This window comes from Psychrobacter sp. 1U1 (assembly GCF_051847535.1).
GTDB lineage: Bacteria > Pseudomonadota > Gammaproteobacteria > Pseudomonadales > Moraxellaceae > Psychrobacter > Psychrobacter saeujeotis.
Genome location: NZ_JBPYDD010000005.1, coordinates 217504 through 243334, shown reverse-complemented (window position 1 = coordinate 243334; position 25831 = coordinate 217504). Strand labels below are relative to the sequence as shown.

Annotated in this window: 19 protein-coding genes; 16 read left to right on the top strand and 3 right to left on the bottom strand. The window is 42.4% G+C overall.

The features are described from left to right. Window positions 1-127: 127 nt before the first annotated feature. From ACS8FB_RS09585 to ACS8FB_RS09565, 5 genes are all read left to right on the top strand, one after another. Window positions 128-865 carry a LytR/AlgR family response regulator transcription factor gene (locus tag ACS8FB_RS09585; RefSeq protein ID WP_299218690.1) on the top strand — a complete coding sequence of 246 codons (738 nt, stop codon included), beginning with the start codon at window positions 128-130 and terminating at the stop codon, window positions 863-865. A gap of 264 nt (window positions 866-1129) precedes the next feature. Next, entirely contained in the window at window positions 1130-2155 is a 1026-nt protein-coding gene (hemC, locus tag ACS8FB_RS09580) for a hydroxymethylbilane synthase (protein ID WP_439262464.1), read from the top strand. A gap of 173 nt (window positions 2156-2328) precedes the next feature. Continuing rightward, entirely contained in the window at window positions 2329-3282 is a 954-nt protein-coding gene (locus tag ACS8FB_RS09575; RefSeq protein ID WP_439262462.1) for a uroporphyrinogen-III synthase, read from the top strand. A gap of 77 nt (window positions 3283-3359) precedes the next feature. Then, window positions 3360-4304: a hypothetical protein gene (locus tag ACS8FB_RS09570; protein WP_439262460.1), complete on the top strand. Its 945-nt coding sequence runs from the start codon at window positions 3360-3362 to the stop codon at window positions 4302-4304. Window positions 4305-4474: 170 nt separating this feature from the next. Then, window positions 4475-4966 (top strand): acyl-CoA thioesterase, encoded by a 492-nt coding sequence (locus ACS8FB_RS09565; protein WP_439262458.1) that lies wholly within the window; start codon window positions 4475-4477, stop codon window positions 4964-4966. A 145-nt stretch (window positions 4967-5111) separates the two neighbouring features. On the opposite strand, the gene ribBA is transcribed toward ACS8FB_RS09565, so the two are convergent. Further along, window positions 5112-6239 carry a bifunctional 3,4-dihydroxy-2-butanone-4-phosphate synthase/GTP cyclohydrolase II gene (gene ribBA / locus ACS8FB_RS09560; protein ID WP_439262456.1) on the bottom strand — a complete coding sequence of 376 codons (1128 nt, stop codon included), beginning with the start codon at window positions 6237-6239 and terminating at the stop codon, window positions 5112-5114. A 92-nt stretch (window positions 6240-6331) separates the two neighbouring features. Continuing rightward, complete coding sequence (locus ACS8FB_RS09555) at window positions 6332-7621, bottom strand: replication-associated recombination protein A (RefSeq protein ID WP_439262454.1); 1290 nt, start codon at window positions 7619-7621, stop codon at window positions 6332-6334. A 313-nt stretch (window positions 7622-7934) separates the two neighbouring features. Between ACS8FB_RS09555 and ACS8FB_RS09550 the strand changes: the two genes are divergently transcribed. Both ACS8FB_RS09550 and ACS8FB_RS09545 read left to right on the top strand, forming a co-directional pair. Beyond that, a complete protein-coding gene (locus tag ACS8FB_RS09550; RefSeq protein WP_439262453.1) occupies window positions 7935-8459 on the top strand; it encodes a type IV secretion protein Rhs in 525 nt (174 codons plus the stop codon). A gap of 124 nt (window positions 8460-8583) precedes the next feature. Next, window positions 8584-9534 (top strand): hypothetical protein, encoded by a 951-nt coding sequence (locus tag ACS8FB_RS09545; protein ID WP_439262451.1) that lies wholly within the window; start codon window positions 8584-8586, stop codon window positions 9532-9534. 94 nt (window positions 9535-9628) lie between these two features. Here the strand turns inward: ACS8FB_RS09545 and gltA are convergent, their stop codons facing one another. After that, window positions 9629-10924: a citrate synthase gene (gene gltA, locus ACS8FB_RS09540; protein ID WP_439262449.1), complete on the bottom strand. Its 1296-nt coding sequence runs from the start codon at window positions 10922-10924 to the stop codon at window positions 9629-9631. Between the two features lie 1171 nt (window positions 10925-12095). Here gltA and sdhC point away from each other — a divergent pair. From sdhC to sucD, 9 genes are all read left to right on the top strand, one after another. Then, window positions 12096-12482: a succinate dehydrogenase, cytochrome b556 subunit gene (sdhC, locus tag ACS8FB_RS09535; protein ID WP_075103328.1), complete on the top strand. Its 387-nt coding sequence runs from the start codon at window positions 12096-12098 to the stop codon at window positions 12480-12482. 20 nt (window positions 12483-12502) lie between these two features. Beyond that, complete coding sequence (sdhD, locus tag ACS8FB_RS09530; RefSeq protein WP_439262617.1) at window positions 12503-12889, top strand: succinate dehydrogenase, hydrophobic membrane anchor protein; 387 nt, start codon at window positions 12503-12505, stop codon at window positions 12887-12889. 381 nt (window positions 12890-13270) lie between these two features. Continuing rightward, window positions 13271-15121 carry a succinate dehydrogenase flavoprotein subunit gene (sdhA, locus tag ACS8FB_RS09525; protein ID WP_439262447.1) on the top strand — a complete coding sequence of 617 codons (1851 nt, stop codon included), beginning with the start codon at window positions 13271-13273 and terminating at the stop codon, window positions 15119-15121. A 179-nt stretch (window positions 15122-15300) separates the two neighbouring features. Then, complete coding sequence (locus ACS8FB_RS09520; RefSeq protein ID WP_439262445.1) at window positions 15301-16011, top strand: succinate dehydrogenase iron-sulfur subunit; 711 nt, start codon at window positions 15301-15303, stop codon at window positions 16009-16011. 937 nt (window positions 16012-16948) lie between these two features. Next, the gene (locus ACS8FB_RS09515) at window positions 16949-19834 is read left to right on the top strand and encodes a 2-oxoglutarate dehydrogenase E1 component (protein WP_439262443.1); all 2886 of its coding nucleotides are present in this window, start codon (window positions 16949-16951) and stop codon (window positions 19832-19834) included. Between the two features lie 184 nt (window positions 19835-20018). Then, a complete protein-coding gene (gene odhB / locus ACS8FB_RS09510) occupies window positions 20019-21272 on the top strand; it encodes a 2-oxoglutarate dehydrogenase complex dihydrolipoyllysine-residue succinyltransferase (protein WP_439262441.1) in 1254 nt (417 codons plus the stop codon). Window positions 21273-21604: 332 nt separating this feature from the next. After that, entirely contained in the window at window positions 21605-23056 is a 1452-nt protein-coding gene (lpdA, locus tag ACS8FB_RS09505; RefSeq protein ID WP_439262439.1) for a dihydrolipoyl dehydrogenase, read from the top strand. A gap of 198 nt (window positions 23057-23254) precedes the next feature. Continuing rightward, window positions 23255-24421 carry an ADP-forming succinate--CoA ligase subunit beta gene (gene sucC, locus ACS8FB_RS09500; RefSeq protein ID WP_439262437.1) on the top strand — a complete coding sequence of 389 codons (1167 nt, stop codon included), beginning with the start codon at window positions 23255-23257 and terminating at the stop codon, window positions 24419-24421. Between the two features lie 134 nt (window positions 24422-24555). Beyond that, entirely contained in the window at window positions 24556-25431 is an 876-nt protein-coding gene (gene sucD, locus ACS8FB_RS09495; RefSeq protein WP_439262435.1) for a succinate--CoA ligase subunit alpha, read from the top strand. Window positions 25432-25831 lie beyond the last annotated feature (400 nt).

Genomic DNA, 25831 nt, shown 5'->3' with positions numbered 1-25831 from the left:
TCTCTAACTAATTAATTGTAGAGTCATTAAATAATCGTTTTATATGCTGAGCTACTACGAGTTTGTACAAATATAATCTTAAAAGTAGTTAATAGTATAATTATTATGCTGTAAGAGAGGAGTCTACATGCGGATTGTAGTTTGTGATGACGAACCACTTGCTCGTGAGCGCTTGGTTAGGATTGTGCAAGAAACAGGATATGAAGTTGTTGCCCAAGCAACTACAGGCGCTGAGGCCATAACGGCAGTGAAAGTACAGCAGCCTGATATAATATTGCTCGATATACGTATGCCAGAAATGGATGGAGTACGCTGTGCACAAGCGTTAAATGAGCTTGAACATCCGCCAGCTATCATTTTCGTTACTGCCTATGATCATTATGCCATCGCCGCATTTAAAGCAAATGCTATTGGCTATTTATTAAAGCCGGCCAATAAAGACGAATTAATAGAAGCCTTGAGTCAAGCAAAAAACTTAAATGCCGCCCAGCTAAATGAGATTCGTAAGCTTGAAGATCCCACTGCTCGTCCTGTACGCGAGCATATCGCAGCGCGTACGCATCGCGGCGTTGAGTTGATTAAGCTTAAAGATATCTATTATTTTACGGCAGATCAAAAATATGTCAAAGTCCGTCATAAAGAGGGAACTGTACTCATCGATGAGACGCTAAAAGAGCTTGAACAAGAGTTTGAAAGCCGACTTTTTCGAGTCCATCGTAATGCGATCATTAATCTAGGATTTTTGGATTATTTAGAAACAATAGATTCGGGTCAATATCAAGTACGCTTCAAAGGGCTGGATGAGACACTCTCAGTTAGCCGCCGACATCTGCCAGCGCTACGAGAAAAAATCCAAAGTATGTGATCGCTGGCGCTAATCATAAAACGATTAGGATGTATGCATTATCGATTGCTAAAGGCCCATTACGTTATAATGAGCACGTCCTAAATAGTTAGTAACAACCAAAATATCTCAGTCATATCTTCATGCCCTTATTTATGCTTAAATAGGGGTATTTTTTTTGCGTCAGATAAAAATACTTACCTATTAAAGGCTTGCAAGCATCAGACCTACTGACGCATCAGACCTAGTATCAACAATCTAGTACTAACAATTTTGAGGCTTATCATGAGTACCACACCGCTATCTGATTTACCTACCTTGAATATTGCTACCCGCCAAAGCCCTCTTGCCCTCTGGCAAGCAGAGCATATACGCGATCGATTGCTGAAGCTTTATCCAGAGTTGACTATTAATCTACTAAAAATCGTCACTAAAGGTGACAAGATTTTAGATACACCACTGGCAAAAATAGGCGGTAAAGGCTTATTTGTCAAAGAGTTAGAACAAGCCCTATACGATGGGCAGGCAGATATTGCGGTACATTCATTAAAAGATGTTCCTATGCAGTTACCTGAAGGACTTACCTTGGGCGTTTATTGCAAACGTGAAGCCCCAACCGATGCCTTTGTTTCCAATACTTATGATAGTATTGAGGAGCTACCACAAGGCGCGATTGTCGGTACTGCAAGTTTGCGTCGTCAATGTCAGATCAAAGCCTATCGTCCAGATTTACAAATCAAAACGTTGCGCGGTAACGTCGGCACGCGGTTAGGTAAGCTTGATGCAGGCGATTATGATGCCATTATCTTGGCTACCAGTGGCCTACAACGCATCGAGCTTGATGAGCGCATTCGCGGTGAATTGGCTATTGATACTTGTCTACCAGCTGTCGGTCAAGGGGCATTAGCGATTGAATGTCGTCAAGATGATACAAACGTATTAGAGCTACTTGCTCCCCTAAACGACGACAAGGCGCGTATTCGTCTCATCGCTGAGCGTGCTCTAAATCGTCATTTGGAAGGGGGTTGCCAAGTTCCAATTGCCGCTTATGCTGTATTGCAAACGGATGAGGCTACAGAAGCTACTACGGTTTATGACAACAATGATAACGGTAGCCATTTGTGGTTGCGCGGCCGTGTTGGACAAGCAGATGGTAGTGAATTACTGAAAGCTGAAAAATGCATCGTATTGACGGGCTCACAAGCGGAAAAAGAAGCACAGGCCAATCAGTTAGGTATCGATGTTGCCAAAAAATTACTCGCTGATGGTGCAGGCGCTATCTTGTCAGCGATTTATCATCCTGAGTCATAAATACATACTGGTAAATACTGTTATTGCTATAAATAACAGTAAGCTGTGCTATATACCGTTGATGTATGTAGCGCATAGCTGTAAAGATCTTAACAGTCATTTTTTAATATCTACTTTTTAATATCTATGTTGGCTGTAGCTAACTACATGATACTTTAAGCAGTGGTAGGCCTATGTCACACGCATTTTTGTCCGAATCAACTCACGATTCATCACCAACAGTCATCATTAATACCCGCCCGCTAGAACGTGCAGCACCATTGTCAACGCATTTAAAAGAGGCAGGATTTAGTGTTGTCGATATGCCAATGCTCACACTAAAGCCGCGAATAGTAAGTGAGGCAGATATTGGATTGATGCAAGACTGGCTGTCAGGTAGTTATGACGCACTCGTTATCGTCAGTCCTACTGCAGCAGCGTCAGGACTAGCAGTCTGGCAAGCCCTTAAAAAGACCACAGAAAGGTCTACTGATGATCTATTGTCAGAATCAAGGACACTTTACCCTAGTCAGCCACCAAGTCATCTGATTGCAGTAGGAGAGGCGACAGCGTCTGTGTTACAAGATTCCAAATTGCCATTTAGTTATCAAGTTTTACAGCCGATGGTCGCCAATAATGAAGGTATGTTGGCCATGCCTGAGATTAAGCGTTTGCAAGCTGGCAATAAACTATTGATCTGGCGCGGTTTGGGAGGGCGACGGTTACTGGTCGATACATTAAAGGCGCGCGGTGTACATATTGACAGTATTGCATGGTACGAGCGTATTCAGCCTACTGATGCACAGGCAAATTATCAACAATGGGCTGAGCAGTTCATCAAGCAAAATATCAGTCAATCGCCGCGATTTTCACAGTCACAAGCACCCAAGCCTATTGTCGTCATCAGTAGTGGCACAGCGTTTGAGCATTGGACAGATATTGTTGAGCAAGCGCAGTCGAATTCAGCTATGGCCTCGAAAAGTAACATATTACCGACCCTGACAGATTTTAACTATGTGGTTTTGGGCGCGCGCCTAGCCAATATAGTGGCAGAAAAACAGTTGCACTACTGGCAAGTAGAAGACTTATCCCCTACGACTATTTTGGCTGCTATTAAGCAGGGCCGGTTGATAAAAATAAAACCGTAAACTTGTCTTATTCCTTTGTTTTGAAATGTTCTTAAAACTATAAATGCCATAAAAACTATTGATAACGGTACCGCTTTATGTCAACCAAGTTTAAAAAGTCTACAGCAAATGACTTGTCGGTAAATCAACAGCGGCGGCAGGCAAGTATGTTGCTATTACGGTTGCAATGGTTGTTTATTCTATTATTGGTTATCGCTTTGGTTTGGCTATATATTGCTCAGCAGCGTTTTCAAAATCAAATCAATGAACGTCTACAAAGTAACGAGCATATGGTCAGTCGTTTAAATGAGATAGATGACCGTCTGTTTGCCATCAGTCAGCAAACTTTACCAGAGCCGAGTACAACAACAAACAGCCAAGCACAAAATCAACTTGATCTATTACGTATTCAAATCAAGGCGGTCGATAAATTAATAGCAGATAACAATTATAAAGGCTCAATTGATTTGTTACAGGGTCTACTGTGGCAGTTATCGCAAGATAATAATGAGATATCACCAGCACTAACTATGGTTATCAAACAAAGTTTGTCCAAAGATATCGAGCGTCTACAAGCACAAAGCTCGCAGCCTAATCCTTGGCAGCTACAGAATCTCGCCATTCAAACTATTCAGGAATTTTTGCGCAGTTATGCGCGTAACAGTAATCAGAACAACAGCGCAGCACTTACTGGTCAACAGTTAACTGGTTATGAAGTCATTATGACTTTAAATTTGGCCATTCAAGCCGGTAATATGCGTGAGCAAAACCAGCTGACTGGTTATTTAAACCAAGCACGGGCACAGTTACAGACTTTAGTTAAAGATACGTCTCGTAGACAAAAAGCTGCTCTTAGTAAGTCACCATCATCTTCATCGATAGATAACAAGTCAACGATTGAACATCAACAGACCCCAACGACGAAGCAGTCGCCAGATGACATTACAGAAGCCATTATATGGCTTGATAGGCTCATCGCTGACGTGCCAAAGCTACAGACATTATTAACTAGTCAAATGTTGGACAAGTCTGAGCGTAAGTAAGCTTTGAGTAGCAGCCTGTCAGAGTGTTCAAGCTTGTTAAGCGTTATTACTTTTAGACACTAATGTTCTTAAACACTAGTGCTCTTAAACACTGATACTCTTAAAAACTGATACTTTGATGCACTTCTATCCCGTAAACGAAAAATAGTAAACGAAAATTAAGGCAAATTATGGATCTCGTTAATCACTCTACACGCCTAACAGCAGATATACCAAACGATAGCTATCCTGTCGATCTGGCCCATTATCCAGTCATACATACTCAGCCAATACATTGGGGGGAGATGGATGCTTTCAATCATTTAAATAACGTGGTGTTTTATCGTTATGCTGAGTCAGCGCGCATTGCTTATTTGCAGACTTTAGGGATGTTTGATGGCAATATGGTCACTGTACTCGCTCAGTCAAGCTGTCAGTATTTACGTCCAGTTTTTTATCCGGATACTTTATTATTAGGGGTACGTTGTCAACGTTTGGGCACAACCAGTATCGTAATAGAATATAGCTATTATAGCGGTGCGCAGCAAACCATAGTCGCGACTGCTGAAGCAGTGATAGTCCGATTGGACAGTGATGGCAAGACCAAACTGCCATGGACGGAAGAGGAGCGCACGCGTTTATTAGCGCTCGAAAAAAAGGTTGGTCACACCCCTCAATTATAATCTTTGCTTTTTTTAACTTATAAGTTGATAAGATAACCAGAAAAAAAGCACCCTAATAAACTTTATTAGGGTGCCTGTTTAGGATGATGTTTGTAAAAGCTTATCCTAGTCTCAGTGAAAGGCTATTACAAAAGTAGCTCTATTACTAACCATCTTTATTTAGCTCTTGCGTGGGAGCTTGAATAAAGTCGATGACATTCAATTCAAACCCTGATAACGCATAGAACTTCATCGGCGATGATAAGAGGTGCATATCGCGTACACCTAAATGGCGTAAAATCTGTGCACCAACACCGATACTGCGATAAGGCTGCTGAGCGATGGTTGAGAGCGATTGATTTTCAGATGCTTTGTCTAGTGCATCTCCTAAGTCGACGGGTTGATGACTACCAATCCAAACCAACACCCCACGCTCTGAAGCACTGATTTCTTCTAAAGCGGATTGGACGCTCCAGCCGCCACGTCCTGTGGTGTCATTTTTAGCGGCAAATAAATCACGTAGCGGGTGAAAGCCATGTACACGTACCGTACTGACGCCTTCGCTAACATCGCCTTTTACTAAGGCCAGATGGGTCTCATCAGCACCAAATTCACGAAAACGATGTAGAGTGAACGTGCCATATTCGGTCTCAAATGGATGCGATTCAATTTCTTCTACCGTCTGCTCATTAGCGATGCGATAGTTGATAAGATCAGCGATGGTGCCGATTTTTATATCATGTTCTTTGGCAAATACCTCAAGATCATCACGGCGTGCCATCGTACCATCAGCGTTGATAACCTCTACAATAACGGCGGCAGGTTCAAGTCCTGCGAGGCGAGCCAAATCACAGCCAGCTTCGGTGTGGCCAGCGCGGTGTAATACGCCGCCATTTTGTGCCATGATTGGGAAAATATGTCCAGGCTGGACGATGTCTTCTGGCTTTGCCGCTGATGACACTGCTGCTTGAATAGTACGCGCACGATCCGCTGCAGAAATACCAGTAGTAACGCCTTCCGCCGCTTCGATAGAAACGGTAAAGTTGGTACTAAATTTTGCTTCGTTACGATCTGACATAAGCGGTAATGCAAGCTGTTGACAACGCGCTTGTGACAAGGTTAGGCATACCAAGCCGCGGGCATGAGTAATCATAAAGTTAACATCTTCAGGACGGACATGCGTGGCCGCCATGATAATATCACCTTCGTTTTCGCGGTCTTCATCATCCATCAAGATGACCATTTTTCCAGCACGGATGTCTTCAATAATTTCAGGAATCGTATTTAAACTCATAAGATGTCTCAATGCTTCAATATTTATAGATATGTGGAGGGATAAGATTTATCTGCCTATTGTAGCAGATAGGCCAAAAACTGTGACTATCGTTACTTACTCATTGGTGCTTGGCTTTTAAGCCAATCCATAAACTGCTTACTGTGTTGTTCACGCTGGTTGTCTGCATACTCATAAAAACGTGTGCCCACCAAATTATCAGGCAAGTAAGTCTGCGGATAGTAATGATTGGAGTAGTTATGCGGATAAGTATAACCTTTACCATAACCTTGTTCGCGCATAAGTTTGCTCACCCCATTACGTAGATGGAGCGGTACAGGAGAGGCGTCTTTTTCTGCCAGCGCCATCGCCGCATTAATCGCATTGTAGGTACTATTGCTTTTGGCACTGGTCGCCAGATAGACCACGACCTGTCCTAGGATAATGCGCGCTTCTGGCATGCCGATAGATTGCACACTACGCAGCGCAGCATCAGCAAGTAATAACGCATTAGGATTGGCATTGCCAATATCCTCACTGGCCAAAATGACCAAACGCCGGGCAATAAAGTCAGCAGGCTCGCCGCCAACTAGCATCCGCGCCATCCAGTATAACGCAGCATCAGGGTCCGAGCCGCGTACGGATTTTATCATCGCTGAGACAATATCATAATGCTGCTCGCCATCTTTGTCGTAGCGCACTAACGCCGTTTGCGCCACACGGCTGACCAGCTTATCATTAACAATAATAGGCGACTGCTGTGGGTCAGCAGTTTGTACCGCAAGCTCCAACAAGTTCAATGCTTTACGTGCATCGCCATGCGCTAATTGGCTAATAAAATCCTGGGCTTGCAAATCAATAGCTAGGTTTTTTAATACCGTATCTTCTTTGATAGCACGCGTTAGTACGGTCGCGATTTGCTCTGTATCAAGTGGTTCTAAGCGATATACTTGGCAACGTGAAAGTAGGGCATTATTGACGCTAAATGATGGATTCTCTGTCGTTGCGCCAATTAAGGTGATATCACCAGACTCGACAGCGCCTAACAACGCATCTTGCTGAGCTTTATTAAAACGATGAATCTCATCAATAAACACCACTGGCGACTCAAAACTCAAGGAGTCCTTACTGTCTAATACTTCACGTAATTGCTTGACGCCAGTATTAAGCGCTGAGAGAGCGTGAAAAGGACGCCCAACCGTATCCGCTAGTAGCATGGCAATCGTCGTCTTACCTATACCTGCCTCTCCATGCAATATAATCGAAGGCAGATGATTTTGCTCGACCAAACGCCGTAGCGGTGCGCCTTTTGCCAACAAGTGTGCTTGACCGATGATTGCATTAAGGGAGGCGGGACGCATACGCTGGGCAAGTGGCGTATCAGCATGAAAATTAAGGGCCATAAGACTCTCTATATTTTTATAAGTAACTGCCTATAAATTCGCTACAGTGACAAGCATTTGCTATCTCATATTTACTGTTTGTGTAATACTCGTTTTACAGCATATAAGTAGCAGCCAAGTTATAATACTGTCATTATTTAAAGTCAGTTAAATAACAGTTTGCAACGGGTTTTTAATAGTTCTTGTGTCATAAAAGCATATAGATTATGTTGTGTACGCTTTTATTTTAGAGTCATAGGCTCTATGTATGACTTATACATGCATCTATTGGTTAATTGGCCAAAGATGCTAGATTTTAATCATGGAGATAATCATGACCTACTCCATAAAACAGTTATTGAGTCGCAGGCGACGTTTATCAAGTCGGTTTGCCAAGCGATCCCGCAAACTTAGCAGCGGAGAGGTCAAGCTTGCACGTTCAGTCTTTGGTGACAGTATCGACCTTGATTCAGTCCAATTAAAGACAGCATGGTGGGTACTCAAAAATTATGCAGTCAGTCCCAACGGAAATATATACTTTCACCCTGAGGACTGGGTAGCAGATTTTAGTAATACAAGCATCAGCAAACAAAGCTGGCTTATTCATGAGCTGACTCACGTCTGGCAGCTACAACAAGGTTTAAAAGTAGTACGCGGCGCTATTATAAACCGTCGTTATGAGTACGACTTAAAGCTTGGTAAACCTTTCTTCAAATATGGTATCGAACAACAAGCACGTATGGTACAGGACTATTTTGTCCGTCGTCAGCTGGGCAAAGACTGTCAAGATTTACAAGCTTGTATTCCTTTTTTGACAATAGATCCAGTTATTAAAGATGATAAATCGTTCACAGTTTAATCTACCACTCAGATCTTATAATGGTTATTATAAAATATGATGGTCTTGGCAATGAGTATTAGCAACATAGAAATAAACAATAAGTTGTATCTGCTATATTTGTTTTTAACAAAGGAGCTGTACCTTGATATTTAAGTCTTGGAATTCAAAGCCTAAAGCGGTTGATAAAGTTGGTCAAAAAAGTACCAAATATAAGAATGCTAGGGTAGATTCGTTGCAACCAACCAGTATAGCAGCAGCAATGCTGGCAGGCGCGCTATTACTGACTGGCTGTCAACAGCAGTCAGAACCCACCATAACGGATGACGACAGTCAAACAAACGCTCAAACCGACACTGAAAATACCAAGCCTGCGCCATTAAGCGATTCTGCTAAAGCACGTATAGAGCAGTTTCAGCCATTGTATGTTACCCAAATGCAAGGGTTGCAGCGACGCTTGCAAGCAGAGTATGAAGCGCTACAAGCTGCTGATGCATCCGACAGTATCAGCCCATCATTACTCGATGGCGCGTCTGAACCAGTAGAAAATACAACGGCTCAAAACGACACTAACGCTAGTGCCAACACTACTGCTAGTACCGCCTCTGACACAGCAATTGATGAATCTAATAACGATGTTGAAAATGAAATAAACGTTAGTACGGAAGTAGGAGAGCGTGATTTAGAGGTACTAAAGCGTATCAGTCTTGAGCCGCGTAAGCCTGAAGTACTGACAGAAGAACAAATCATCGAACGTTATCAGCAAGCCATGCAAGCATTGTATCAGCCAGCAGCTACTGCACTTAGTGCGCAAAACTCAGATACCTTACTTAATATCGTCACTTTAGTGCCGCAGTTGTTTGAGCATGCAGAAATCGCTGAACGCGTCAATGTAAAGAGCCCCGCTCTCGCGCGCTTGATTATCCAGCATCAAGTATGGCAGCAAATAGAAGCTCAGCAAGCTCAGGACATGCAACAAATGAAACTAACGCAGCAGCAAGAGTTTGAAAGTTTGATGACAAAGTTTAATGAGACCATTGAAGACTACGATAAGCAAATCGCCAAATACGAACAAACTTTGCAAGAGTTTCAGTAATTGTCCTTATCATTTATATGACCATAGAAAATCCCGCACGATGGCGGGATTTTTTATGGCTGTAACCGCTACTATTTATAGCAGCGCTTAGAGATTACTTACGATCTTCAACTTTGACAAAATCGCGCTTAGTCTCGCCAGTATATAACTGACGTGGGCGACCGATTTTGAACGGTGCACTATGCATCTCTAACCAATGGCTGATCCAACCAGAAGTACGAGCCAATGAGAAAATCACGGTAAACATTGACGTTGGAATACCAATGGCTTTTAAAATAATGCCAGAGTAGAAGTCAACGTTTGGATACAAGTTACGCTCGATGAAGAACGGATCTTCTAGAGCAATTCTTTCAAGTTCCATCGCCAATTCAAGCTTAGGATCATTGATACCTAGAGCTTCTAATACTTCATCAGAGGCCTTTTTAAGTACTTGAGCGCGTGGGTCAAAGTTTTTATAGACACGGTGACCAAAGCCCATTAGCTTCACTTCACGGCTTTTTACTTTTTCCATAAATGCAGGTACGTTTTCAACGGTACCGATCTCATCTAGCATCTCAAGGACAGCTTCGTTGGCGCCGCCATGTGATGGGCCCCATAACGCTGCGATACCAGCAGCGATACAAGCGTAGGGGTTAGCACCAGTAGAACCTGCTAAGCGTACTGTAGACGTTGAAGCGTTTTGCTCGTGATCAGCATGTAAGGTAAAGATCTTGTCCATTGCTTCGGCAATAACAGGGTTTACTTTATAGTCAACGTCACCAGGGGTGGCAAACATCATGTATAAAAAGTTTTCAGCATAGCTAAAGTCATTGCGTGGATACATGAATGGTTCGCCCTGCGAGTACTTATAACTCATCGCAGCAAGCGCTGGCATTTTGGCAATCAGACGAATAGCGGTAATTTCACGATGTTCTTCGTTACTGACATCCAAGCTTTCATGATAAAACGCTGATAGCGCACCCACGACCCCAACCATGATTGCCATTGGGTGAGCATCACGGCGAAAGCCTTCAAAGAATTTACGCAGCTGGTCATGAACACCTGAATGCTTGCGAATTTTCCCAAAAAAGTCTGCTTTTTGTTCTTTATTAGGTAGGTCGCCATGAATAAGAGCATAAGCAACTTCTAGATACTCAGCGTTGTTCGCCAATTCATCAATAGGGTAGCCACGATGTAGTAACTCACCTTTGCCGCCGTCAATAAAAGTGATTTTTGATTCAACAGGAGCTGTGACTTTAAACCCTGGATCATAAGACCAGTAACCGGCTTCTTGTAAAGCAGCAACATCGACAACTGGGCGACCTAAAGTACCGTGAATAATAGGAAGTTGGTATTCCTTACCATCTACTACTAGTGTGGCTTCATTATTTGACTTAATGTTATCAGCCATAATTTCCTCTCCATTGGTTTTAGCTTGTTAGAGTAAAAATACAAACGACACATAATTTTGTGACGTTACATGAACAAATATGAATTTAACTGATTTAAGATTGAGGCTATGTTACCAGTAATTTGACATAATTAGAAAAGAGTTTTAGCAGCTATATCCCTAATTCACGTGGTTTCAGGGTAGTTATATAAGGTAATTTTTGTATCAAAATATGTCTGTTAGCATATTTAGCGCATATTTAAGGTTTTTATAAAAGTATCAAGGGGTCTGTTAATTTGATAAAAATTGACTCTTTTTATTTGTTTTACCGTTTTAGGTTTTTTATTAATACGATGAAGAACATCTAGTGCATGACCAGTAGTCAAATCTGAGCTTGCTTGTTGCAGGTTCTAAAATAGTAAGGTTGCGACAATTTTATTACCATTGATAGGTTTTATGTCAACATAACCACTATATTCACTATTTAAGGGATAAATTTGTAATTGTCGGCTAGCCATTTTATAATGGCGTGATTTGACTGATGCTGATTATATATTAATGAATGTTAAGTAAGATACATGCGTTTGTTAAATCGTGAATCGAAAGGTGCTTTTTTTGATTGAATACGTAAATTTATAGTTATAACAATAGTTTATAGTGTCTATATTGGCGTTGTTTGTTCTATTTTTATATTGATTCTAAGACCGTTTGTGTCTTAGCAGGCAGTCAAATGACAATGTCTGTTTTTATTAAGAAATCAATTAAAAATAGACCAGTTAACTGAACCTCTTAAAAGACAGTCAACTATAAAATATGAATAAAAATACGTAGGGTTAAAGAATCTAGTACCTTAACTTTAGTATCTTAAATTTAGACAGACAGAATAGTTGATTCAAGCAAAACAATCGACTTAATTAAAACATAGCCATGTGTTCAACTTGCAAATTGTGATCGTCATATAAGTATCGTGTATGAGTGCTATGACTACTGACGATGAGCAAGCATTGTATTAATAATATAGACAGTTAATCGTGAATGTTTTATCTGTTGAATGCATATGAATGCCTAGCGTAAACTAGCACAGTCAGCTAGCTCTTCCTTACTTTATTCGTCTCATGTGTTGCTAAATGTTTGGTAGGATAGATTCCTGCTTAGCGTTGATAGTAGATACAGGAGTATAACCGCAAAAAGGATGCCCGCTGTGAAAAGCAACCGACCTATTGATCTGCCTTTGAGCCAAGTGATGGCCGTTAATCGCTCACCGATTGCGATAGCTTCAATTCTACATCGTATATCTGGCATTGTTCTATTCTTATTAATCCCTGTCATGCTTTGGTTGTTACAGACCTCTCTTGCGTCACCTGAGAGCTTTGCAACCGTATTTGATAATGTTTTTGTTCGCTTTTTAGCATGGATATTCGTTGCATCGATTGCATATCATTTTGTAATGGGTATCAAGCATTTATTTGCTGATAACGGTAACAACGAAGAGCTGAAATCAGCACGTATGGTGTCTGTTGTCAGTTTAGTGATTGCAGCGATTCTAATTGTCGCGTCATTTGTATGGGTGATGTTCTAATGATAAAAAATGATTCAGGAATCAAAAGCGCCACTGGTCTGACAGGCTCAGGCACACGTGATTGGGTAGTCCAGCGTATTAGTGCCGTTGTCCTAGCAGTCTATAGCGTCGTGTTACTTGGCTTCTTTTTGATGCATGGTGATGTGACTTTTATCGAATGGTCTGACTTTATGACCAGTTTGCCTATGCGTCTATTCAGTTTGGTTGCGGTACTTGCACTTGCTGGCCACGCTTGGGTCGGTATGTGGACCATATTCACTGACTATATTACCTCTGGTAAGATGGGTGAAAGCGCGCCAAAACTACGTATGGTATTACAAACCTTAATGATTATCGCCATTTTAGTTTATCTATTCTGGGGAGTTATGATCTTTTGGGGTAGTGGCTTCGGTGTTGTGGCTGTTTAATTATTATAGACCCCTCATTTTTAGACGCTACGATGACAGACTGTATAGTTAACTTTAATTGCTTTTAACGCCTTTAAAAGCAGTCAGTCAGTGGCCATATTAGATTCATCATATTGTATTGGGCGGATTTACAGTGTCAATTAGGCGTATTCATAACTATAGAGTACGCGACATCATGTAGTGAGCACCGTTACAAAGCTTATTGAGCGACAGACATCCTAAGCTGAGTATGATGAAGAATATGCAAATTTTAGTAAGTGGCTAAAGGTGGTCTACAAATATTACTAGATTGATGAGCATGGTCAAAAGACGCTTAAAAATCTGACGTGATATTTGATTGGACTTCCTTATATTTACTTCACAAGCATTAGGAAAACCGTAATGGCAACAAGACAAGATAATACCATTAGTAACATCAAAACCTTAAATTACGATGCAGTCATCGTCGGTGGTGGCGGTTCAGGTATGCGTGCTTCACTACATTTGGCTGAAGCGGGTATGAAGGTTGCAGTTTTGACCAAAGTATTCCCAACCCGTTCGCACACAGTTGCAGCGCAGGGCGGTATTGGGGCAAGCTTAGGTAACATGAGTAACGACAACTGGCACTTTCACTTTTATGATACTGTAAAAGGCTCAGATTGGTTGGGTGATCAAGACGCTATCGAGTATATGTGCCGTGAAGCGCCAAAAGTCGTCTATGAGCTTGAGCACATGGGTATGCCATTTGACCGTAACGAAGATGGCACGATTTACCAGCGTCCATTTGGTGGTCATACGTCGAACTATGGTGAAAAAGCGGTTCAACGTGCTTGCGCTGCTGCTGACCGTACTGGTCACGCACTATTACACACTTTGTATCAGAAAAACTTACAGCAAGGTACTGAGTTCTTTATCGAGTGGATTGCACTTGATTTGATCAAAGACGAAGCTGGCAACATCAATGGTGTGGTAGCACTTGAGCAAGAAACAGGCGCGGTAGCTGTGTTCCAGTCACCGATTACGGTGTTAGCGACAGGCGGTGCTGGTCGTATTTTTGCCGCTTCTACCAACGCTTATATTAACACTGGTGACGGTATTGGTATGGCGGTTCGCGCTGGCATTCCATTACAAGATATGGAGTTTTGGCAGTTCCATCCAACGGGTGTTCACGGAGCAGGGGTGCTGTTGACTGAAGGTTGCCGCGGTGAAGGGGCAATCTTACGTAATAAAGACGGTGAAGCCTTTATGGAGCGTTATGCCCCAACCGTTAAAGACTTAGCACCCCGTGATCTGGTATCGCGCTCTATGGACCAAGAGATCAAAGAAGGTCGTGGTTGTGGTCCCAATGCAGATCATATCGTTATGGATATGACGCATTTAGGGGTAGATACCATCATGAAGCGCCTACCATCGGTATTTGAGATTGGTAAAAACTTTGCGAACGTTGATATCACTAAAGAGCCTATTCCAGTTATCCCTACCATTCATTATATGATGGGCGGTATTCCTACTACGATTCATGGTCAAGTGGTTGTACCAGATTTAGAAGCGGGTAAGGATGAAGACGGTCTTTATGCCAAAGGCGATGTCGTCAAAGGTCTATATGCTATTGGTGAGTGTGCGTGTGTTAGTGTCCACGGTGCCAACCGTTTAGGTACCAACTCATTGCTTGATTTATTAGTATTTGGACGTGCAGCAGGTAAGCATATCGTTGATGAATATCATCATGCTGATCATAACTACAAGCCGCTCGACCCGCATGTACTAGACTTTACGGTACGTCGTTTGGATAAATTGCAGCAATCTACAGAAGGCTACAATGCGCAAGACGTGGCAGATGAGATTCGTGCAACTATGCAAAAGCATGCAAGTGTATTCCGTACGCAAGCATTGATGGATGAAGGCGTAGAGAAAATCCTAGCATTGGGCGAGAAGATTGATCAGATTCATTTGGCTGATAAATCACAAGTATTTAATACAGCTCGTATCGAAGCATTTGAAGTCGCTAATCTGTATGAAGTTGCAAAAGCCACGATGATATCAGCAGCGAGTCGACATGAGAGCCGCGGTGCACACAGTGTCTCTGACTACGATCGTCCAGAAGACGATGATTACGCACCAAACGGTCGTAATGATCACGACTGGATGAAGCATACTCTATGGTATTCTGAAGGCAACCGTATTATCTACAAGCCAGTTCGTAAAGTTCCACTAACTGTCGATTATGTTGAGCCAAAAGTTCGCGTTTATTAATTCTATCCTATGCATTTTTTGTGTATGAATAGAATTAACGTTTTATCCCTTATTAATTTATTAAAAAGGTGACCGCTAGCTACAAGCTTATACCAGTGCTATGATATAAATTGAACAATAGCGCTGGTATGATGCACATATTGTATGCCCGCCATCACCTACGTGTGGAGTTTAGCATTATGAGCCGAGGTACTCGCACCATCGAAATCTATCGCTACGATCCTGATGTGGACGCAGCGCCGCGCATGCAGACTTATACGATTGAGCTACAAGACTCAGATCGTATGTTGCTTGATGTGTTATTGCGTCTCAAAAAGGAAGATGAAACCATCACCTTTCGCCGCTCATGTCGCGAAGGCATCTGTGGTTCTGATGGCGTAAACATTAATGGTAAAAATGGTTTGGCCTGTTTGATTAACATGAACACATTGCCTGAAAAAGTTACTGTTCGTCCATTGCCAGGCTTACCTGTTGTCCGTGACTTAGTCGTTGATATGAACCAGTTCTATGAGCAATACGAAAAAGTACATCCGTACTTGATCAATGAGCAGCCAGCGCCGCCAACCGAGCGTTTGCAGTCACCTGAGCAGCGTGAAAAGATGAATGGTCTGTACGAATGCATCTTATGTGCTTGCTGTTCTACCAGCTGTCCGTCATTTTGGTGGAACCCTGATAAGTTCTTAGGACCAGCAGCACTACTTAATGCCAACCGCTTTGTGGTTGATAGCCGTGATACTGATACCCAAGCTCGCCTAGCACGCTTGGATGATCCGTTCAGCCTATTCCGTTGCCGCGGTATTATGAACTGTGTATCGGTCTGTCCAAAAGGTCTAAACCCTACTAAAGCGATCGGCAACCTACGTAATTTATTATTAGATCAAGCTGGTTAACCAAATACCTAGGTATTCTTATACATACAAAGACACCGTCTGTTAATCAGGCGGTTTTTTTATTGCACAAGATGCTCTATTGCTAGATTAGCAAGATGAGAGTCATTTATCTTAACTAATGTAAGTCTATGCGTACAGTACGTTGGTAGCATGTAAGAGATTATAGATTGACTATTATTTACCTGTACAATTTATACATGATAAAAAGCTTGTTGATTTGATAGGTCATCATACAATTTTGTCGATTGTAAAAGTTAAAGATTCGTTTAGCGCGAAGAAATCGTTTCTTTATGAGTTTTTTAGGAAAGTAACGTCTGTCATAATCAAGACTGTCTTATAAATAAAGTTGGTGTTTCGCAACTTATGATAAATATTGCTTCATAAAAATGTTATCATAGCGCTACTAAACAACGTTAAAAAATAGACTCTTTACACTAACTCTCTACGAACTTTTAGCCATGCCATCATTAATAATATACGCCTGATGTCCGTAAAGTGATGACTAATATTCGAAAAGTAATAGTTAATATTTAATATGTAAATACTTAGTATTGAACAAACAAACTATGTCAGGTAATTTATGCATGTTACCTTATACAGCAGTGTATGCTCGTTATAGATGACACTTTAAATGGTTTTTAAACATTTTTTGCAAAGCAATTGTTTATCTAAGTGACTAACATCAGTGAAGCTTGGACTTGATATTATCGTGGCTCATACTCATTTATAATATCAAGCGATCATAAGTAGCGCTTAGCGTAATCAGTCAATGACCATTGTTCACAAACTATTACTCAAGAACAGTAACTATCGATAAGTAATAACTAGTAAATAGTATTTCATGATGTATACCAACTTTTTTAAAAGCTTAGCGTATAATAGAACACACAATAATAAGCACGATTCCATTCATTTATCTATCAAATAGACGATTATTATGAATAGTATAACGAAAGAAGCAGCTGGCGTAGAACATACTGAACTTGCCGCTGACAATGCCCTTTATATCGAATCCCTTTATGAGCAGTTTTTAAGCGACCCAGACAGTGTCGATACGGATTGGCAAGATTATTTTAAGCAGTACCAATCTCCTAACGATGCCAAGCATAATGCCATTAAAGATCAATTCTTATTGCTTGCCCGTAATCAGACAGCCAATAAAGTTGGCCCCGCCTCTGACAATACAACTACAAGCACCCCAGAAGACTGTGCAGACCCTAAACAGATGGCTGTCCAGCAATTGATTTCGGCGTATCGTCGTCGTGGTCATCGCCGTGCACAGCTTGATCCTTTAGAGCTGCATCCGCGCGCTGAAGTCGAAGATTTGACCCTCGCTTACCATGGCTTATCAGAAGCCGATCTCGATACTGTATATCCTACTAGCGATCTTAATATCGGTAAAAAAGAAGCGCCATTGCGTGAAATTATCGAAATTATGGAGCGCGTCTATTGCCGTCATATCGGTGTAGAGTACATGCACGTGACCACCAGTACCGAAAAACGTTGGATGGAAAAGTATCTCGAGACCAATCTAGGTTATATCAAGTTTGACGAGGAAAAACGCTTATCTATTTTAGAGCGTTTGACGGCTGCTGAAGGATTAGAGAAGTACTTAGCGCGTAAATATACGGGCGTAAAACGTTTTGGTTTAGAAGGCGGCGAAAGCTTTATTCCTGCGGTTAACGAAATCATTCAACGTGCTGGTAGTTACGGTACCAAAGAGATGGTTATCGGTATGGCTCACCGGGGACGTCTTAACTTATTGGTTAACGTCTTGGGTAAAAATCCTGCTGATCTATTTGACGAGTTTGATGGGAAAGTACAGCCAGAAAAAGGCTCAGGCGATGTCAAATACCACAATGGTTATTCATCTAATGTAATGACACCAGGCGGTGAAGCTCATCTAGCATTGGCTTTTAACCCATCCCACCTTGAAATCGTTGCCCCCGTACTACAAGGCTCTGTTCGCGCTCGTCAAGTACGCCGTAATGATCAAGCTCGTCATAATGACAAAGATGGCAACTCAGTATTGCCAATCGTTGTGCATGGTGATGCAGCGTTTGCTGGTCAAGGCGTGGTGCAAGAGACTTTTCAGATGTCACAGACGCGTGCTTATACCACGGGTGGTACGGTACATATTGTCATAAACAACCAAGTTGGCTTTACGACCAGTCGTCAAGAAGATTTGCGTTCGACAGAATACTGCACCGATGTCGCCAAAATGGTTCATGCTCCTATTTTACATGTAAACGGTGATGATCCTGAATCGGTTGTTTTTGCCGCGCAGCTTGCACTTGATTACCGTCATGAGTTTGATAAAGATATTATTATCGATCTGTTTTGTTATCGCCGTAACGGTCACAACGAAGCCGATGAGCCTTCTGCAACTCAGCCATTGATGTATTCCGTTATCAAAAAGTTACCAACGACTCGTGCACTCTATGCACAGCAATTAGTAGAAGCTGGTGTGATCGATGAAGAAAAAGCCAAAAATTACGAGGACTTATACCGTGAGTCGCTAGATCGTGGTGATTATGTGGTGAATTCTTTAGTCAACGATCCTGATGAAGCGCTTTTTGTTAACTGGAAACCGTATTTAGGTCATGACTTGGTTGACGATTGGGATACCAGTGTCGATATCGAAAAGTTAAAAGAGTATGGTCACCGCATGGCGAAAATGCCAGAAGGTTATAAGCTACAGCGTCAAGTGCAAAAGCTTGTTGATCAGCGTTTAGCGATGCAAACTGGTGAAGAGCCTCTTAACTGGGGCGCAGCAGAAACGCTTGCTTATGCCTCTCTTGTCGACAATGATGATGTATTAGTACGTATCACTGGTGAAGATGTTGGCCGCGGTACTTTCTCACATCGCCATAGCGAAATTTATAACGTCAACGATGGCAGTATGTATGTGCCACTTGCGCATATAAGCGAGACCCAAGCGCGTTTTGCCACCTACAACTCATTGCTATCAGAAGAAGCGGTACTAGCCTTTGAGTATGGCTATGCAACGACAGTACCCAACGCGTTGATTGTGTGGGAAGCGCAGTTTGGTGATTTCGTTAACGGTGCGCAGGTGGTTATCGACCAGTTTATCTCTAGTGGTGAGACCAAATGGCAGCGTGTTTGCGGTCTAACGATGCTCTTACCACATGGTTATGAAGGTCAAGGCCCTGAACATTCTTCAGCACGTCTTGAGCGCTTTTTACAGTTATGTGCTGAAGACAATATGCAGGTTATTACTCCGACTACGCCAGCGCAAATCTATCATGCACTACGTCGTCAAGCAGTACGTCCAATTCGTAAACCCTTGATCGTGATGTCACCCAAAAGCTTATTACGTCATAAGCTTGCAACTTCACAATTAGAAGAGCTTGCTAACGGCAAATTTGAGACAGTACTACCAGAGATTGATCAGCAAAACGCCGATCAGATCACACGTTTGGTACTGTGCGGTGGTAAAGTTTATTATGACCTACTTGAGCAGCGCCGCGCATTGGGTCTGGAGCATGTGGCCATCGTTCGTATTGAGCAGTTATATCCACTTCCAGAAAAACGCTTGATTGCTGAGATAGAAAAATACAGCAATCTAGAAGAGATCGTTTGGTCACAAGAAGAACCATTGAACCAAGGTGCTTGGTATTATTTAGCGCCGCATATGTTCCGTATTGTAGTACCGCATCCGACTAAAGCGAAAGTGATGGATCCAGTAGCACGTCCTCCTAGTGCAGCGCCAGCGACTGGTTCACCAAAGTTGCATGCTCAGCAGCAGCAAACACTGGTTGCCGAGAGTCTAGGTGTTAGTGTGGATAAACTGGCTGAATAAGTGTAACCAACATAAGATTAATCAATGAGACGATAGCAGTTAGCTCCTATTACATGGTTATATGATCAAGAAGTAAATGAGGTATGAGGGTATGTTTTTATTAATGACATATCCTTAAATAGGAAATAGCTGTCTATCACGACGTAATAATAAATAGTAATATCTAAATCTAAGGAGTATATCGATGGCTGAAATCAATGCCCCCGTTTTTCCAGAATCGATTGCCGACGGCACGATTGTTGAATGGCATGTCACTGAAGGTCAACAGGTTAATCGTGATGACCTATTAGCAGAGATCGAAACTGATAAAGTAGTATTAGAAGTCGTTGCACCTGATGACGGTGTAGTGACCAAAATCGTCAAGCAAGTCGATGATACTGTTGAATCAGCTGACTTAATCGCAGAGTTCGAAGCTGGCGCAAGTGGCAGTTCTGATGCTGGCTCTAATGAAGCGCCAGCCGTAGATCCAGATCAACCTGCTGCACCAGTACAACAAAAAGAAACTGGTTATGGCGATACCCCAAGTCGTCCAGATGCGCCGCATGATGAAGCCGATCATAAAGATCAAAGTCCAGCGGTACGTAAAGCTGCCAAAGAAAGTGGCGTAGATCCTAAAGAAGTCGAAGGCAGTGGTCGCGGCGGCCGAGTAACTAAGACTGATATGGCAAGCCCTACGCTAAAAGCTGATAGCTCTATTAAATCTGATAGCGGTCGTCCAGTTGCTGAGTCAACAGGTGAGCGTACTGAAAAACGTGTACCGATGACACGTTTGCGTAAGCGTGTTGCTGAGCGTCTACTGTCAGCATCACAAGATACAGCGATGCTAACGACGTTCAACGAAGTCAACATGAAGCCGTTGATGGACATGCGTACTAAGTATAAAGAGAAGTTTGAAAAACGTCATGGTGTACGTCTAGGCTTTATGTCTTTATTCGTACGCGCCGCTACCGAAGCGCTAAAACGTTTCCCAGCGGTTAACGCTTCATTAGATGGTGATGATATCGTTTATCATGGTTTTTATGATATCGGTGTTGCCGTCTCATCAGATCGCGGCCTAGTTGTGCCAGTATTGCGTGATACCGATCGCATGAGCATGGCAGATGTCGAAAGCAAAATCCGTGAGCTTGGCGGTAAAGCACAAGAAGGCAAATTAGGTCTAGATGAGATGACTGGTGGTACGTTCACTATCTCAAACGGCGGTGTCTTTGGCTCACTGATGTCAACGCCTATCTTGAATCCGCCGCAAACGGCTATTTTAGGTATGCATGCTATCAATGATCGCCCAATGGCTGTTGATGGCAAAGTTGAAATCCTACCGATGATGTATCTGGCGCTGTCTTACGACCATCGTATGATTGATGGTAAAGAAGCGGTACAGTTCTTAGTGACTATCAAAGAGCTCGTTGAAGATCCATCATTATTACTATTAGATCTATAAGTGTTTAAGCTTGTATTGGTAATCACCGATACAAGCTTTTTTAGCTTTGTGACAAAAGCTCTCCCAGTTATTCTGCAATTCTCACGGTTACACATCAGCGTTATACGGCATAAGATACTGAAGTAGTGTATTGACTATACGGTTATCTGCTGGCTGATTACGTTTGTTATTAATAAATTGCTTAATAGCTTAAACGATAACGAATACCAAACCTAAAAAATATGATTGGCCATGTCAAACTTGCTTAGTCTACTAATAGGTAGCGTTTGCACCGGTTTTTCTGGTTACTCAAGCTTTTAGGCATAGTATAAAATTTGAAATAGGAACGGACTATGAAAGACAATTATGATTTGGTCGTCATTGGCGGCGGTCCCGGTGGTTATGAAGCAGCTATCCGTGCAGGACAGCTGGGTATGAGTGTGGCTTGTATCGAAAAACGCGTTTATAAAGGCGAGCCTGCTCTTGGCGGTACGTGCTTAAACGTCGGTTGTATCCCATCAAAAGCACTTCTTGACAGCTCGCATCGTTATGAAGCGACTAAACATGATCTTGATGAGCATGGCATTAGTACAGGCGACGTCTCTATCAACATCGAGCAAATGATAGAGCGTAAAGAAGGTATTGTTAAGCAGTTGACTGGCGGTGTAGCAGCATTATTAAAAGGTAACGGCGTTGACTGGCTACAAGGCTGGGGCACGTTAGTTGACGGTAAAGGTGGTGACAAAAAAGTTAAGTTTGTCGCTTTAGAAGATGAATCTGAGACCACCATCATTGCAAAAAACGTTATTTTGGCAGCAGGCTCTGTGCCTATCGAGATTCCAGTCGCCAAAACTGACGGCGATCGTATCGTTGACTCAACAGGCGCGCTTGATTTCACTGAAGTGCCTAAACGTTTAGGCGTTATCGGTGCTGGTGTTATCGGTCTTGAGCTTGGTTCTGTATGGCGCCGCTTAGGTAGTGAAGTGGTTGTATACGAAGCGCTACCTGAATTTTTAGCCGCTGCTGATAAAGACATCGCTAAAGAATCTCGTAAGATGTTTAAGAAGCAAGGCCTTGATATCCGTGTCGATACCAAAGTAACCAATGCTGAAGTACAAGGTGATGAAGTCGTCGTTACAAGCGAAAACAAAGGCGAATCGAGCGAGGAGCGTTTTGATAAGCTCATCGTTTGTGTCGGTCGCCGTGCTTACTCTGAAAAACTACTGGGTGATGACAGCGGTATTACCTTGACTGAACGTGGTTTGATCGATGTCAATGAACAATGTAAAACCAATCTTGATGGCGTATATGCCATTGGTGATTTAGTCCGTGGTCCTATGCTGGCGCATAAAGCCATGGAAGAGGGCATGATGGCGGTTGAGCGTATTCATGGTGAAAAAGCACAAGTCAACTATGATACTATTATCAACGTTATTTATACGCATCCAGAAATCGCATGGGTTGGTCTCACTGAGCAAGAAGCGACTGAAGCAGGTTATGAAGTCAAGACAGGCTCATTTAATCTAGCGGCTAACGGCCGTGCTCTTGCACAAAGTGAAGCGCAAGGCTCTATCAAAGTCGTCGCTGACGCTAAGACCGATCGCTTGCTAGGTATGCACGCTATCTCTGTTGGTGCAGGCGATATCGTCCATCAAGGTATGATTGCGATGGAGTTTGTCTCTAGTATTGAAGACTTGCAGCTAATGACGTTTGCGCATCCAACGGTATCAGAAGCCGTACACGAAGCGGCACTATCAGCTGATGGCCGTGCTATTCATGCCATTCAGCGTAAAAAACGTAAGTAGTCACTAACGGTTACCGAGTAGGTATTACGATATAAATTAACCGTAGTGCAGTAGGCATCATGACTATGATGATTGTGATGATGTTTATAACAATAAGTGTTATAACCACTGGAGCTACGGTTATAAGTGCACTATATAAATATTATTGTGCGCTTATTTTCACTTTTTATTAATTGTAAAAAATAAAGGATACAATCAATGAATTTACATGAGTATCAAGCAAAAGAGCTATTAAAAAGCTACGGTTTGCCAATTCAAGAAGGCATCATTGCTCATAGTGGTGACGAAGCAGCAGCTGCCTTTGATAAAACCCCAACTGATATCGCTGTTATTAAAGCACAGGTCCATGCTGGTGGTCGCGGTAAAGCTGGTGGTGTAAAGCTGGTTAAGACTCGTGAAGAAGCTAAGCAAGTCGCTGATGAGCTTATCGGTACTAATCTAGTGACATTCCAAACTGACGCTGATGGCCAACCAGTCAACTTCGTATTGGTTGCAGAAGATATGTACCCAGTACAAACTGAGCTATATCTTGGTGCGGTCGTCGATCGTTCTACGCGTCGCGTTACCTTTATGGCATCAACTGAAGGCGGTGTCGATATCGAAGAAGTAGCTAATGAGACGCCAGAAAAAATCTTTAAAGTGAGCGTAGATCCATTGGTAGGTCTAATGCCTTACCAAGCGCGTGATGTCGCGTTTCAGTTGGGTTTAGAAGGTAAACAAATCAACCAGTTTGTAAAAATCATGACGGGTGCTTATCAAGCGTTTGTCGAAAATGATTTTGCGCTCCTTGAAGTAAACCCACTAGCAGTACGTGAAAATGGCGAAATCGTCTGTGTTGATGGCAAAATCGGTATCGACTCAAACGCACTATATCGCTTACCAAAAATCGCCGCACTACAAGACAAAACGCAAGAAAACGAGCGTGAGCTAAAAGCGGCTGAATTTGATCTAAACTATGTTGCTCTAGAAGGTAACATCGGTTGTATGGTTAACGGTGCTGGTCTTGCCATGGCGACGATGGATATCATCAAATTGTATGGCGGCAAGCCTGCTAACTTTTTGGACGTTGGCGGCGGCGCAACTAAAGATCGCGTGGTAGAAGCGTTCAAAATCATTCTAGAAGACAGCAGTGTCGAAGGCGTTTTGATCAACATCTTTGGCGGTATCGTACGCTGTGACATGATTGCAGAAGCGATCATCGCAGCAGTCAAAGAAGTTGATGTACAAGTACCAGTCGTGGTACGTCTAGAAGGTAACAACGCTGAATTAGGCTTGCAGATCCTAGAAGAGTCTGGTCTGAAGCTGACGTCAGCTCAGGGCCTTGCAGATGCAGCACAAAAAATTGTCGACGCAGTTCAAGCATAATTCTCTATATATAGAGTCTTGAACATAGTAGTCAAAGCGTAATAGCAGTTTTGGTGATGATGAATCGTTAATATTCAACGATATATCAGCTTACAAGCTGCTATTACAAGACAACCGAATACAAGGAAAAAATAATGAGTGTATTAATTGATAAAGATACCAAAGTATTGGTACAAGGCTTCACTGGTAAAAACGGTACGTTCCACTCTGAACAAGCTATCGAATACGGCACCAAAGTCGTTGGCGGCGTAACGCCAGGTAAAGGCGGTCAAACGCACCTAGGCCTACCAGTATTCAACACTATGGCAGAGGCGATGGAAGCAACTCAAGCTGATGCATCAGTAATCTATGTACCAGCGCCATTCGTACTAGATTCTATCGTTGAAGCAGTAGATGCAGGCGTGAAGCTAATCGTTGTAATCACTGAAGGCGTACCGACTATCGATATGCTAAAAGCCAAACGCTATCTAGAAGAAGCGGGCGATGTGCGTCTAGTTGGTCCTAACTGCCCAGGTGTCATCACTCCAGGTCAGTGCAAAATCGGTATCATGCCAGGTCATATCCATTTGCCAGGTAAAGTAGGTATCATCTCACGCTCTGGTACGCTAACTTATGAAGCGGTTGCGCAAACCACTAAGCTTGGCTTTGGTCAGTCAACCTGTATCGGTATCGGTGGTGATCCTATCCCTGGTATGAACCAAATTGACGCACTAAAACTGTTCCAAGACGATCCACAAACCGAAGCTATCGTACTAATCGGTGAAATCGGTGGTACTGCCGAAGAAGAAGCAGCCGCTTATATCAAAGAGCACGTGACTAAGCCAGTCGTTGGTTATATCGCTGGTGTCACTGCTCCTGAAGGCAAGCGTATGGGTCATGCTGGCGCTATCATCTCTGGTGGTCAAGGTACTGCTGAAGAGAAATTCAAAGCCTTTGAAGATGCAGGTATCGCGTATACTCGTGACCCAGCTAAAATCGGTGATAAGCTTAAAGAAGTTACTGGTTGGTAATATAGAACTAGTTCTAATATATAGACGTAAAATGTCAATAGAAGAAACACTCCTACATTGGGGTGTTTTTTTTGGTTGGAGAAAGTGTGCTTAGTACGTCTTAAACTAACTTTAGAAAAACCTCACTCAGGTATTATCATACATATATTGCTATAGTAAATTGGATAGAATAGCTATTAACGGCGATAAACGGGAATTTTTTAGTATAATAAGGGGATTTCTTAAATTAAATTTCGACGTTAAGCAGATATATTTACATAAATGAATATTCTGTAACGCTTGCTAACTAAAGCTTGAGCTTTAAGTAACTGATAAATCCATAAATAACAAGTGTTTGTACCGTCTTATCAGCCGTTTTAACACCTTGAAAAAACTATGCTACAGCCCTACAATAGGGTGT